Source organism: Janthinobacterium sp. 13 (assembly GCF_002749695.1).
Taxonomy (GTDB): Bacteria; Pseudomonadota; Gammaproteobacteria; order Burkholderiales; family Burkholderiaceae_D; genus Janthinobacterium; species Janthinobacterium kumbetense.
Map to the genome: position 1 here is coordinate 1,130,192 of NZ_PEEQ01000001.1, position 13,197 is coordinate 1,143,388.

12 protein-coding genes and 2 tRNA genes are annotated in these 13,197 nt (G+C 61.7%); 3 read left to right on the top strand and 11 right to left on the bottom strand.

The window, feature by feature from the left end; translation table 11 throughout:
• Positions 1 to 128: 128 nt before the first annotated feature.
• The 3 genes from CLU94_RS04795 to hisC all read right to left on the bottom strand — a co-directional run bounded on the left by CLU94_RS04795 (position 129) and on the right by hisC (position 2,559).
• Entirely contained in the window at positions 129 to 998 is an 870-nt protein-coding gene (locus CLU94_RS04795) for an NAD(P)-dependent oxidoreductase (RefSeq protein ID WP_099664806.1), read from the bottom strand.
• Positions 999 to 1,061: 63 nt separating this feature from the next.
• Positions 1,062 to 1,499: a GNAT family N-acetyltransferase gene (locus CLU94_RS04800; protein WP_099664807.1), complete on the bottom strand. Its 438-nt coding sequence runs from the start codon at positions 1,497 to 1,499 to the stop codon at positions 1,062 to 1,064.
• A 4-nt stretch (positions 1,500 to 1,503) separates the two neighbouring features.
• Complete coding sequence (hisC, locus tag CLU94_RS04805) at positions 1,504 to 2,559, bottom strand: histidinol-phosphate transaminase (RefSeq protein ID WP_099664808.1); 1,056 nt, start codon at positions 2,557 to 2,559, stop codon at positions 1,504 to 1,506.
• Between the two features lie 125 nt (positions 2,560 to 2,684).
• On the opposite strand from hisC, the gene CLU94_RS04810 reads away from it, so the two are divergent.
• Positions 2,685 to 3,347: a hypothetical protein gene (locus CLU94_RS04810; protein ID WP_143451344.1), complete on the top strand. Its 663-nt coding sequence runs from the start codon at positions 2,685 to 2,687 to the stop codon at positions 3,345 to 3,347.
• 163 nt (positions 3,348 to 3,510) lie between these two features.
• On the opposite strand, the gene CLU94_RS04815 is transcribed toward CLU94_RS04810, so the two are convergent.
• From CLU94_RS04815 to CLU94_RS04835, 5 genes are all read right to left on the bottom strand, one after another.
• A tRNA-Ser gene (locus CLU94_RS04815) sits at positions 3,511 to 3,600 on the bottom strand.
• 347 nt (positions 3,601 to 3,947) lie between these two features.
• A tRNA-Ser gene (locus tag CLU94_RS04820) sits at positions 3,948 to 4,037 on the bottom strand.
• A gap of 110 nt (positions 4,038 to 4,147) precedes the next feature.
• Complete coding sequence (gene serS, locus CLU94_RS04825) at positions 4,148 to 5,437, bottom strand: serine--tRNA ligase (RefSeq protein ID WP_099664810.1); 1,290 nt, start codon at positions 5,435 to 5,437, stop codon at positions 4,148 to 4,150.
• A gap of 146 nt (positions 5,438 to 5,583) precedes the next feature.
• Entirely contained in the window at positions 5,584 to 5,781 is a 198-nt protein-coding gene (locus CLU94_RS04830) for a hypothetical protein (RefSeq protein ID WP_099664811.1), read from the bottom strand.
• Between the two features lie 276 nt (positions 5,782 to 6,057).
• Positions 6,058 to 7,479 carry an aminotransferase-like domain-containing protein gene (locus tag CLU94_RS04835; RefSeq protein ID WP_099664812.1) on the bottom strand — a complete coding sequence of 474 codons (1,422 nt, stop codon included), beginning with the start codon at positions 7,477 to 7,479 and terminating at the stop codon, positions 6,058 to 6,060.
• A 180-nt stretch (positions 7,480 to 7,659) separates the two neighbouring features.
• On the opposite strand from CLU94_RS04835, the gene CLU94_RS28330 reads away from it, so the two are divergent.
• A complete protein-coding gene (locus CLU94_RS28330) occupies positions 7,660 to 7,950 on the top strand; it encodes a DUF2917 domain-containing protein (RefSeq protein WP_180278594.1) in 291 nt (96 codons plus the stop codon).
• Positions 7,947 to 8,687 (top strand): NAD-dependent epimerase/dehydratase family protein, encoded by a 741-nt coding sequence (locus CLU94_RS04845; protein WP_099664814.1) that lies wholly within the window; start codon positions 7,947 to 7,949, stop codon positions 8,685 to 8,687. Before CLU94_RS28330 ends, CLU94_RS04845 begins: the two co-directional genes overlap by 4 nt.
• A gap of 3 nt (positions 8,688 to 8,690) precedes the next feature.
• On the opposite strand, the gene CLU94_RS04850 is transcribed toward CLU94_RS04845, so the two are convergent.
• From CLU94_RS04850 to CLU94_RS04860, 3 genes are all read right to left on the bottom strand, one after another.
• On the bottom strand, positions 8,691 to 9,998 hold the full coding sequence (locus CLU94_RS04850) for a replication-associated recombination protein A (RefSeq protein WP_099664815.1): 1,308 nt from the start codon (positions 9,996 to 9,998) through the stop codon (positions 8,691 to 8,693).
• Between the two features lie 73 nt (positions 9,999 to 10,071).
• The gene (gene lolA / locus CLU94_RS04855) at positions 10,072 to 10,728 is read right to left on the bottom strand and encodes an outer membrane lipoprotein chaperone LolA (RefSeq protein ID WP_035826475.1); all 657 of its coding nucleotides are present in this window, start codon (positions 10,726 to 10,728) and stop codon (positions 10,072 to 10,074) included.
• Between the two features lie 3 nt (positions 10,729 to 10,731).
• A complete protein-coding gene (locus CLU94_RS04860; protein ID WP_099664816.1) occupies positions 10,732 to 13,092 on the bottom strand; it encodes a DNA translocase FtsK in 2,361 nt (786 codons plus the stop codon).
• Positions 13,093 to 13,197: the final 105 nt, after the last annotated feature.

Consider the following 13,197-nt stretch of genomic DNA (forward strand, 5'->3'; position numbering starts at 1 on the left):
ATGCTTTTCCATGAAAATCGAAACCGGATGTTCCGGAAACTGACGTTTTAAGGTTAATGCTGGCGTAAACGACAAGCGGCGCGGCCCTTTGCAGGGACGCGCCGCTCTTTAACTATGAGCCTGAGGGCTTACTTTTTGTTCAGGCGGGTAATCAGGCTGGATGTATCGTAGCGGTTGCCGCCCGCCTGCTGCACTTCGCCATAGAACTGGTCCGTCAAGGTCGTCACGGGCAAGTCGCTGCCGTTGCGCTTGGCTTCGGCGAGGCAGATGCCCAGGTCCTTGCGCATCAGGTCGACGGCGAAGCCGAAGTCGAACTTGCGCTCGATCATGGTCTTGCCCCGGTTTTCCAGCTGCCACGACTGCGCCGCGCCCTTGGAAATCACGTCGACGACGAGGGCCGCGTCCAGGCCTGCGTTTTCCGCAAAGGCGATGCCTTCGCTCAAGGCTTGCACCAGGCCCGCGATGCAGATCTGGTTGACCATTTTTGTGAGCTGGCCGGAACCGGAAGCACCCATGTAGGTGACGGCGCGCGAGAACAGCGCGATGACGGGCTCGGCCCTTGCATACGCTTCCGCATCGCCGCCCACCATCACGGTCAGCTTGCCGTTTTCCGCGCCCGCCTGGCCGCCGGACACGGGCGCATCGAGGAAGAACACGCCCTGCTCTTTCGCCGCAGCATGGATGGTGCGCGCCGCTTCAGCCGATGCCGTCGTATGGTCGATCAGGATGCTGCCCGGCGCCATGGCGGACAGCAAGCCGCCCTCTTCCAGGATGACTTGATACAGATCATTATCGTTGCCGATGCACGTAAACACGAACTCGGCGCCAGCAGCAGCGGCGGCCGGCGTGGCGGCGCTGCTGCCCTTGTGCTGTTCCAGCCAGGCGGCCGCGCGGGCCGGGTTGCGGTTGTACACGGTGACGTCGTGCCCGCCCGCCGCCAGGTGACCTGCCATGGGGAAACCCATGACGCCCAAACCGATGAATGCCACTTTTGCCATATTGTCCGTCCTGTCGATGAATGAATCCGATTATTGTTGCACAAACAGTCGCCGCCGGCAGCCTCAAGGCGCGGGGGCGCGCCGATAATACAGGTCGAACTCTTCCTCGCCATCGGGCACGAAGCCGTGACGCACATAGAAGCGGTTCGCCTCGCTGTCGCGCAAGGCGCCCACACGCACGCTCTGGCGGGCCGCATCGGCCTCGGCAAACACGCGCGCCAGCACGGCCGCGCCCATCCCTTGCCGCTGGTAGCCGGGCGCCAGGTAGAGGTGGTCGAGCAACAGATAGTCCGCTTGCGGCCGCAACACATAGAAGCCGGCCAGCGTGTCGTCATGGCGCAACTGCCAGGTGTGGGCGGGGTCGTAGCTGGCCAGGAAACGATCACGCGCGCGCTGCGGATCATAGCGGCCGATGCGCTCCAGGCTTGCGCGCATGGCAGCCACGCGCAGGCTGGCCAGCGCCTCGCCATCGGCCAGGCTGGCAGGCAAGAAGGTCAGCATGGCGTCACAGCAGGTCGCGCAGCGCCGCCACCAGGGCTGCGCATTCGTCCGGGTTGCCGATGCTGATGCGCAAATACTGGCTGATGCGCGGCGCATTGAAATGGCGCACGATCACGGAGCGGGCGCGCAAGCCGGCCGCCAGTTGCGCCGCGTCATGCTGCGGGTGGCGGGCAAACACGAAATTGGCCACCGAGGGCAGCACCTCGAAGCCCAGCGCCGCCAAGTCCGCCGTCAGCTGTTCGCGGCTGGCGATCACGGCCTGGCGCGTCTGCTGGAAATACGCTTCGTCGTGCAGCGACGCGACGGCGCCGGCCAGCGCCAGCCGGTCCAGCGGATACGAATTGAAACTGTTCTTCACGCGCTCCAGCGCCTCGATCAGGTCCGGATGCCCGAAGGCACTGCCCACGCGCAAACCGGCGAGCGAGCGCGATTTCGAGAACGTCTGCACCACCAGCAAGTTCGGATAACGCTCGACCAGGGCCACGGCGCTCTCGCCGCCAAAATCCACATACGCTTCATCGACCACCACCACGGCGTCGGGATGCTCGCGCAGCAGCGCTTCCACGCCGGCCAGCGGCAAGTCCACGCCTGTCGGCGCATTGGGATTAGGAAAGATGATGGCGCCGCACGGCCCCTGGTAGTCTTCCGGGCGGATGCGCATGGCATCGTCGAGCGCGACCGTGCGGTAGTCGATACCGTACAGCTTGCAATACACGGGGTAGAAGCTGTAGCTGATATCCGGGAACAGCAGCGGCGCATCGTGCTTGAGCAAGGCCATGAAAGCCAGCGCCAGCACTTCGTCGGAACCGTTGCCGACGAACACTTGCGCGCTGCTCAGTCCGTGGTAAGTGGCCAGGGTTTGCTTCAGTTCGCTGGCGGAAGGGTCCGGGTAGAGGCGCAGGCTGTCGTTGGCCGCATCGCGCAGCGCGGCCAGCACCTGCGGTGACGGGCCGTACGGGTTTTCGTTGGTGTTGAGTTTGACCAGGCCGGGCAGTTTCGGTTGCTCGCCCGGGATGTAGGGGGTCAGCTCGCTGACGATGGTGCTCCAGAATCGGCTCATTGGTTTTATTGGTGGGGGCAGGATGGGGGTACGGTAGATTACCATAGGGTGAGCGGGGTCAAGGCGGACACCATCGGCGAAGAGTAGCGTGGGCGATATCGGCCCCAACGCGAAGAGGACGCAGCATGAACAGCATGCACAAGCTGAGCGATACGCACGTGCGGCATGGCGCGCTGACGCCACAGTCACGCCAGCGCAAGATCGATGCGTGGCTGCAGGTCGCAGCCAGTCTCAGCGAGCAGATCACCGTGGAATTGCAGACTGCCACGGAGCAGCTACAGGGCGAAGGAATGGCCGACTTGCAGCGCGTGACGGCGCTGGCGCAACGGCTGGCAAGCAATAGCAAAGCCATGCGCGATACCCTCGGGACACTGTTTGACAGCGGTGAAAAAAGCGAGGAGCATGCAGTGACAAGCACGGAGGATTGCGCCATGGACGAGCAAGTCAACGCACTGGCAAAAGACATGGCCAGTGTGAAACTGGACGTAAAGGATGTAAAGGTCGATGTGGCTGACATCAAGGTGGATGTTGCCGGCCTGAAAACGGATGTCACTGGCCTCAAGGTGGATGTTGCTGGTCTGAAAACGGATGTCGCTGCTCTCAAGACCGATGTCGGCGTTCTCAAGACGGATGTCAGTGGCTTGAAACTGGACCTCGCTGTGGTGCGCTCCAATTATGCGACCAAGTCAGATGTGGCTGAGGCGAAGTCGGCTGTCATCCTGTCGTGCGTGGGGACGATCATTGCCATGTCGGGCGTCGCGTTTGCGGTGGCCAAGCTCGTGCACTAGCTTGCGGTAGTGGGGACGCTGGCTTTCAAAGTCTGAATGGAGGAAAAAACGCCTTGCGCTGCGCGCTTTGGGCGGTTTTTCTACCTGGGTTTGATACGCTGGTGGCTGGCATCTGTTGTGGGCATAAAAAAAGCTCCCTTGCGGGAGCTTCTCTTATGTATTCTGGCGGAGAGGGTGGGATTCGAACCCACGGTACGATTTAACGTACGCTTGATTTCGAGTCAAGTACATTCGACCACTCTGCCACCTCTCCGTTTACTGCGGTCTATTCGTTCAAACTGACGTGCCTGTTTGAACGAGGCGCTATTTTAGCATGGGGATTGTTGGGTTGGGTAGGGGTTTTATTGGCGATTTGCAACTGAGGGCTGGTAGCCAAACCAAAAAACCAATCGGGCGATTCGGGGAGCCTCGTACAAGGCGCGGCTCGCCTTTGTAGACGCCACCTTGGCGCACGCGTGAAAACCAATTTGACGATTCGGGGAGCCTCGCGCGAGTACGCGCTCGTCTTCGAATCCCACGCGCAAGGCGCGCAGGCGCCTTGTTCCTCTTCGCCGCCACCAATAAAAAAAGCTCCCTTGCGGGAGCTTTCTCTATTTGTTCTGGCGGAGAGGGTGGGATTCGAACCCACGGTACGATTTAACGTACGCTTGATTTCGAGTCAAGTACATTCGACCACTCTGCCACCTCTCCATTTGCTGCGGTCTCTCCCGCATTGCTGCGAGAAGGCAAGATTATAGCAGCCGCTTGAAAAAATGGAAGGACTATTTTGCGCCTTCCATTCACCGGGCTGCCCGAACCTTTCAGGCTTTCAGATGCGTCAGGCCGCCCATGTACGGGCGCAACACGGCCGGGATCTCGACGCTGCCGTCCGCTTGCTGATAATTTTCCAGCACGGCCACCAGGGTGCGGCCCACCGCCAGGCCGGAGCCGTTCAGGGTGTGCGCCAGTTCCGGCTTGCCGGCCGCGTTGCGGAAACGCGCCTGCATGCGGCGGGCCTGGAAGGCTTCGCAGTTCGACAGGGACGAAATCTCGCGGTAGGTGTTTTGCGCCGGCAGCCATACTTCCAGGTCGAAGGTCTTGGTGGCGCCGAAACCCATGTCGCCCGTGCACAGCGACATCACGCGGTATGGCAGGCCCAGGCGCTGCAAGATGCTTTCCGCATGGCCGACCATTTCTTCCAGCACCTGGTACGACGTGTCCGGATGCACTACTTGCACCATTTCCACCTTGTCGAACTGGTGCTGGCGGATCATGCCGCGCGTGTCGCGGCCGTAGCTGCCCGCTTCCGAGCGGAAGCATGGCGTGTGGGCCGTCATTTTCAGGGGCAGTTGATCGAGCGCCAGGATTTCATCGCGCGCGATGTTGGTCAGCGACACTTCCGACGTGGGGATCAGGTAGAAGGTTTCGCCCTCGCCTTCCGCGCCGCCTTTTTTCACCGAGAACAGATCGGCTTCGAATTTCGGCAGCTGGCCTGTGCCGCGCAAGGAATCGGCGTTGACCATGTACGGCGTATAGCATTCCGTGTAGCCGTGCTCGTCCACGTGCGTATTCAGCATGAATTGCGCCAGTGCGCGGTGCAAACGGGCGATGCCGCCCTTCATGACGGAGAAGCGCGAACCGGTCAGCTTGGTGGCCACTTCGAAGTCGAGGCCCAGCGGGGCGCCCACGTCGACGTGATCCTTGACCTCGAAATCGAAGGTGCGTGGCGTGCCGACCTTGCGCACTTCCACGTTGCCCGACTCGTCCGTGCCCAGGGGCGACGATTCATGCGGCAAGTTCGGCACGGCCATGATGAAATCGCTCAGCTTGGCTTGCACCAGGGTCAGGGCCGCTTCATCGGCTTTCAACTCATCGCCCAGGCCAGCCACTTGCGCCATCACGGCCGAGGTGTCTTCCCCCTTGCCTTTCAACATGCCGATTTGCTTGGACAGCGCATTGCGCTTGCCCTGCAGCTCTTCGGTGCGCGTCTGGATCGCCTTGCGTTCGGCTTCGAGGGCGGTAAAGCCTGCCACGTCGAGCTGGAATTTGCGCGTCGCCAGGCGTTCTGCGACGGTGGCGATGTCTTTACGGAGAAGTTGGATATCTATCATGGGTGGATGGCGGTGCCGATGTATCGAAAGCACTCATTGTACCAAGACCCAGTTCACTTCGATGAGTTTTGCGCAAGGTCAACCATCGTCATGGCGGCCTGGCCGGGCACTCGCGCCCGCTTTACATTTTCTGCTTGGCTTATTGCTTAAATGAACGCGGCTTTTTCGGCAGCGGTCAGGCGGCGGGCGCTGACGGTAACGACAGGCATGTCTGCGGCCTGGGCGATCACGCTGCTGCTGGCGCTCACTTCCAGGGTATTCGCGCCGGCGGTGGCGAAGCTGGCGCCGATGGCGATGATGGCGGCGGCGACGAAGGTGATTTCCATGTTTTTCAGTGCGTTCATGATGTTACTCCTGGTTAGTTTGTTTCGTTGACTGCTGCTGGTATGGTGGTACTTTAGCCAACGGCCGCAAACAACGCCACCGGCTTGCGACCAGCGGCGAAAAACAGGGAGCGAACGGTGAAAATGGGGGACTGAAGGGAAAACAAGGGAATGAACAATGCCTGACAAAACCGTAGCGAGCGGCAGTGATTTGTGGCTAAAAAGCGCAACCGTGCTAGAGCACGGTGAGCATCGCAGGCCGCAAAGCGCGCCGCGCAGTAGGTTTTGACAGGCGTTCTACAAGGCGTCCTTGACGAGATGCCCCAGGCGGCCGATAGCCTGCTCGATGCGCGGCGTCCACGCATTGCCGCAATTGAGGCGCAGATAATTGCCGAACTTGCCCGAGGCCGAGAACAGCTGGCCCGGCATATACGCTACGCCGTCCGCGATCGCCTGGCCATGCAGGGCCAGCGCATCGACTTGCGGCGGCATCTGCACCCACAGCACGAAACCGCCCTGCGGCTCGGACAGCATGCAGTCCGCCGGAAAGCTGGCCGCCACGGCGTCGGACATGCGGGCGATGCGCTGCACCAGGGTGCGCCGCATCTTGCGCAGCTGCTGATCGTAGCTGCTGCCTTCCAGAAAGTCTGCCAGCACGGCCTGGAAGAAATGGCTGGTGGCGCCGCTCGACACGGTTTTCAGCAGCGCCACTTCCTGCGCGAAACGCCCGGCCAGCACATAGCCCACGCGCGACGCGGGCGTAATCGCCTTGGAAAACGAGGAGCACAATAAAACGTTGCCGCTCGTGTCGTAAGCCTTCACGGGCCACGGACGCTGCGGCGCAAAGCACAGGTCGCCATATACGTCGTCTTCCACCAGCGGAATATTGAATTCCGACAGCAGCCCCGCCAGCCGCTTCTTGTTTGCTTCCGGCATGACGCAGCCCAAAGGATTATTTGCGTTCGGCACGAACAGGCACGCTTGCACGAGGCCGGCGCGCAAGGCCAGTTCCAGCGCGTCGAGCGACGGCCCCGTCTTCGGGTCGGTGGGAATTTCCAGCGCCTTCATGCCCAGGCTTTCGATCATTTGCAGCAGCACGAAATACGTGGCCGACTCGATGGCGATGGTGTCGCCCGGCTTGGCGACGGCGCGCAGGCACAGGCTGATCGCTTCCGTGCAGGAATTCGTCACGACGATCTCGTGCGGATCGAGCTTGCCCCAGTCCAGCGCGCGGCGCGCCACCTGGCGCAGGAAATTGCCTTCGCTGATGTCGTAGCAGCTGACTTTACTCAGCAGGACGGGATCGCGCCGCGCTACCGCGCTGATGGTGCGCTGCATGCGCTTGATCGGCAGGATCTCGTCGGGCGGCCAGGCCGTGCCCAGCTGCACGATATTCGCCGTCTCGTTGTCCTTCAGCACGCGCATCAACAGATTGTTGATGCCGACAAAGGCCGGCTCCTTCAGGTGCTGGGCGTCGGCGCTGCAGGGCCGGCGTGGCGCCCGGTGGCGCACGAAATAGCCGGACTGGGGCCGCGCATCGACTTGCCCCCGGTCTTCCATCAGGCGCAAGGCTTGCATCACGGTACTGATGGAAATGCGCTTTTGCTGCGCCAGGTGGCGTATCGACGGCAGGCGGTCGCCGGGCGCGAACACGCGCGAGTCGATCAGCGCACCCAGCTCGTTGGCCAGGTGCTCGTACAGATTCAAATGCGCGCTCATGTTCATCCCTTCAGTATGCGGCGGCCGCGCGGGGCCGGCACAGATACAGTTGCCCGCTTTTTTGATAAGCACAGTCTACGGCGAAGTGTACTGTATTCATCACAATTTCGTTTTCCTGCATCTGTCATGGTTCACGGCAAGGGCATAAGCTGTTCCTGTCAGCACAACAGGAGCGACGCCATGCATACCGACCACGAATTACGCAGCGAACGGCCCTTGCGCCTGGAAAAAGCGCACGCCAAGGTCATCGAATGCCTGTCCGGCACGGCGTGGATCACGGCCTACGCCCAGTTCGAGGATTGCGTGCTGCGCAGCGGCGAACGCTACACGATACCGAATGACGGCCTGGTGCTGGTCGAAGCCGTGGGTAGCGGACACATCCGCGTGCATGGCACTGCCGCACCGCGCCCCGCCCTGCTGCGCTGGCTGAACCTGGCACTGCCTCACACCTTGAATATTAGGAATACATGACTCAAGCACCACCACTGCGCGTCCTCGTCACGGGCGCCGCCGGCGTCATCGGCACCGTTTTCTGGAAGAGCCGGCACGGGGAATTTTCCCTGCGCCTGGCCGACCTGCACACAGGCAAGCTGGCCGAAGCGCCCTGCCCGTTCATTCAGCTCGACGTGAGCGACTACGCCGCCTGCCTGGCCGCCTGCGCCAACATCGACGTGGTGCTGCACCTGGCCGGCGTGCCACACGCCAGCGCCGATTTCGATGCGCAACTGCTGCAACCGAACGTCATCGGCACGCACAACATCTTCCGCGCGGCGCAGGCGCAAGGCGTGAAAAGAGTCGTGTTCGCCAGCAGCGCACAAGCCATCGAAGGCTATCCACTCGACGTACAGGTGCACGAGCACATGCCGGCGCGCCCGGCGAACATGTATGGCGCCAGCAAGGCCTTCGGCGAAGGCGTGGCCTCCGCATTCGCCCACCAGCATGGCATGACGGCGATCGCCGTGCGCATCGCCAACGTGGCGCAGTTTGAGAAAGGTCAACAACACAGCGCGCGCGACGTCGCCGCCTTCATCAGCGAGCGCGACGTGGTGCAATTGCTGGCCCGCTGCATCGCCGCCGACGTGCCGCCCGGCTACCACGTCGTGCATGGGGTGTCGGACAACCGCTATAAACGCTTGTCGATCGCAGCGACGCGCCAGCTGGTGGGCTACGCGCCGCAGGATGACGGTTTTACTTTGCTGGGCCTGTAAGCCTCAGCCCTTCCCTGCCTTCCTGTCCAGCTCGCGCAACCACGCCAGCTTGTCGGCGATCTTGCTTTCCAGGCCGCGGGGCACGGGCTGGTACCAGCCCGGTTCCGCCATGCCGTCCGGAAAGTAGGTTTCGCCGGCCGCATACGCATCAGGTTCATCGTGCGCGTAGCGGTAGGCATGGCCGTAGCCCAGCTCCTTCATCAGCTTCGTCGGCGCATTGCGCAAGTGCACGGGCACTTCCTTCGATTTATCTTTCTTGACGAAGGCCATGGCCGTGTTGAACGCGTTATAGCCGGCATTGCTTTTCGCGGCAATGGCCAGGTAAATCACGGCCTGGCCCAGCGCCAGCTCGCCTTCGGGCGAACCGAGCCGTTCATATGTTTCCGCCGCATCATTGACCATGGTCAAGGCGCGGGGGTCGGCCAGGCCGATGTCTTCCCAGGCCATGCGCACGATGCGCCGCGACAAATAACGGGGGTCGGCGCCGCCATCGATCATGCGGCAAAACCAGTACAGGGCCGCGTCCGGGTTGGAACCGCGCACGGATTTATGCAGAGCGGAAATCTGGTCATAGAAATTGTCGCCGCCCTTGTCGAAACGACGCGAATTCAAGGTCAGCGCATTGTCGACGAAGGCCGCGTCGATTTTGGTCGTACCCGTCGAGCTGGCGGCCGTCTCGGCCTGCTCCAGCAAATTCAGGAAGCGCCGCGCATCGCCGTCCGCGTAGCCGATCAGGGTGTCGGCCGCCGCTGCATCAAACGTCAGGTGCGTCAGGGCCGTGGACTGCGCCTTGGCCAGCAACTGCTTCATCTCGTCTTCGTTGAGCGATTTCAACACATACACTTGCGCGCGCGACAGCAGCGCCGAATTGACTTCGAAGCTGGGGTTTTCCGTCGTCGCGCCGATGAACGTCACCAGGCCCGATTCAACGAAGGGCAGCAAGGCGTCTTGTTGCGATTTATTAAACCTGTGGATTTCATCGACGAACAATAAGGTGTGCTTGCCGAACTGGTCCAGGCTGTGGCGGGCCTGGTCCATGGCTGCGCGGATATCTTTCACGCCAGCAAACACGGCCGACAAGGCGATAAATTCGCTGTCGAAAGCATTCGCCATCAGGCGCGCCAGGGTGGTCTTGCCCACGCCGGGCGGCCCCCATAAAATCATCGAATGGGCCTTGCCCGCCTCGAACGCGAGGCGCAGCGGCTTGCCCGCGCCCAGCAGGTGCGTCTGGCCGATGACTTCGTTCAGGGTGGCTGGCCGCAAGGCTTCGGCCAGCGGCTGGCGCGGTGCGGTGGAAAAGAGATCCGCCATAATGAGTAACCTAATAAGAATGCAAAAGCCCCGCATTGCTGCGAGGCCGGCTCATACGCAAGGCGCAACAGTCTTAATTATTAATGACGTCGGCGCCCTTGGGCATGACAAATTTAAAGTGATTGGCCGAAAGCGCCGGATTCTTCTGGAAGTTCTTGAACGCCAGCACCGACGTCTGACCGAACGAATCGCGCAATTCCATCGCTTCCGGCACGCCGTTGCGCAGGCCGATGGTGATTTCATCGAAGGTCGTATCCTTGGCCTTCGGCGTGGCTTTCAGCCATTCCAGGCCATCGCGCGTGCCCGCTTCGGCCAGGGTGAAATTCTTTTCCAGGTCGTTGCTGCCGAACAAGATGGCCGCCGGCGAGGAACCGAGCGCGTCGCCCAGTTTCTTCACCGTCACCTGGCTCAAGTCCTTGTCGTAGATATACAACTTGTCGCCATCGGCTTGCAGCAACTGCTCGTACGGCTTCAGGTACGTCCAGATGAACTTGCCAGGGCGGGCGAACTCGAACGTGCCGCTGGCGGGCGTCGACACTTTCGCCTTGCCGCTGGCGTCCGCCTTCTTGACTTGGCGCTGCACGAACTCGCCCTTGGCCGACTTGGTGCCGGCCGCAAAGCTCTTGAATTGCTCGAGCGCGCTGGCCGAGGCGCTGGCCGCGAACAGCAGGCTGCAGGCAACGCTGGCCGCGCCGATCATCATTTTTGCTGCGAAAGTATTGCTTTTCATTCTTTACCCTTGTTCGGCACTTGCCGCCGGCACCAGGATTTCCCGGTTGCCATTGGATTGCATGGTTGATACCACCCCGCTCTGCTCCATCTGCTCGAGCAGACGGGCGGCGCGGTTGTAGCCGATGCGCAAATGGCGCTGCACCAGCGAAATCGAGGCGCGGCGGTTTTTCAGCACCACCGCCACCGCCTGGTCGTACAGGGCATCGGCCTCGCCGCCGCCCTCGCCCGGCGCGCCGCCTTCGGCGCCATCGCCTTCCAGGGTGCCGCCTTCGAGGATGCCTTCGATGTAATTCGGTTCGCCCTGCAGCTTCAAATGGCTGACGACGCGGTGGACTTCTTCATCGGACACGAACGCGCCGTGCACGCGCATCGGCAAGCCGGTGCCGGGCGGCATGTACAGCATGTCACCCATGCCCAGCAGGGTTTCCGCGCCCATCTGGTCCAGAATGGTGCGCGAGTCGATCTTCGACGATACCTGGAAGGCGATACGCGTGGGAATGTTGGCCTTGATCAAGCCCGTGATCACGTCTACAGATGGGCGCTGCGTGGCCAGAATCAAGTGCAGACCGGCGGCGCGCGCCTTTTGCGCGATACGCGCGATCAATTCCTCGACTTTTTTGCCCACCACCATCATCAAATCGGCCAGTTCGTCGATGATGATGACGATAGTCGGCAGTTTTTCCAGCGGTTCCGGCGAATCCGGCGTCAGGCTGAACGGATTCGGGATGTGTTCTTCGCGCTTTTTCGCGTCGGCAATCTTCGCGTTGTAGCCGGCCAGGTTACGCACGCCCATCTTGCTCATCAGCTTGTAGCGGCGTTCCATCTCGTTCACGGCCCAGTTCAGCGCATGGCCAGCCTGGCGCATGTCCGTCACGACGGGCGCCAGCAAGTGCGGAATGCCTTCGTAGACGGACATTTCCAGCATCTTCGGATCGATCAGGATCAAACGCACGTCGAGCGGGTCGGATTTGTACAGCAGCGACAGGATGGTCGCATTGATGCCCACGGATTTACCGGAACCGGTGGTACCGGCCACCAGCAAGTGGGGCATCTTGGCCAGGTCGGCCACGACGGGCTTGCCGGCGATATCCTTGCCCAGCGCAATCGTCAGGCTGGACACACCATCGTTGTAGACCTTGGAGCCGAGGATTTCCGTCAGGCGCACGATCTGGCGCTTGCTGTTCGGCAATTCCAAGGCCATGTAATTCTTGCCGGGAATGGTTTCCACGACCCGGATCGACGTCAGCGACAGCGAACGGGCCAGGTCGCGCGCCAGGCCCACGATCTGGCTGCCTTTGACGCCCGTGGCCGGCTCGATTTCATAGCGCGTGACCACGGGGCCGGGGTAAGCGGCCACTACCTTGGCATCCACGCCAAAGTCGGACAATTTCTTTTCGATCAGGCGGCTCGTGAATTCCAGGGTTTCCACGGAAACCGTTTCCACCACGGGCGGCGCCTCGTCCAGCAGCGACAAGGGCGGCAGCTTGCCATCGCCCAGGTTCTCGAACAGATGGGCCTGGCGTTCCTTTTCCACGCGCTCGGATTTCACCACCGTCACAACCTGCGGCTCGATCTTCACGGGCGGCGCGGCCACGTGCTTTTCCACATGCTTGGCCCGCTCGATGACCACCACTTCGTCGCGGCGCACGGCGGCCACTTCGCCCTGGCGGCGGTCTTCGCGGTCCTGGTAGCGCAGCACGAACCAGTTGAAAGCGTCTTCGATGGCGCCGCCGATGCGCTCGGCCACTTGCAGCCAGGACACATGGAAGAACAGGCTGAAACCGAGACCAAACAGCAGCAACAGCAATAAAGTGGCGCCCGTGAAACCGAACGCCACGTGGGCCGAGTGCCCCACCAGCTGGCCCAGCACGCCGCCCGGATCGCGCGGCAGCTGCACGTGCAGGCTTTTCGCCATGCGCAGGTATTCAAGGCCCATGCTGCCGATCAGCATGATGGAGAAGCCGACGATGCGGATCAGCATCTCGACGTGGTGCTCGCGCTCCACCTCTTCCTCTTCCAGCAGGAAACGCTTACTCAGGCGGCGATAGCCATGCCACACCGTACGCAGCAGCCACACGCACCACCACCAGGCGGAAAAACCGAAGATGTACAGCAACAGATCGGAAAAGGTGGCACCGAGCTTGCCGCCCAGGTTGGCGACCTTGTCGACGTTGGTGGCATGCGACCAGCCGGGGTCGAGCTTGTTGAAGCTGGCCAGGATCAGCACGAAATACAAGGCAAACGCGGCCAGCGCGAACCAGCGCGCCTCGGACAACAGCCGCACCAGCCGGTTGGGCAGGGGCCGGCGTTCGACCGGTTTTCGGGTGTAGCTATTTTGATTGGCCTGGGCTGGTTTAGTCATTCTGGGAAGCGCTGCAAGGTGAAAAATGTTTCTGAAAGGGAATTTCCCATAATAAGGAAGTATTCTAAGCCATATATGCCCCGGACGGCCCCACGATTCGTCGCT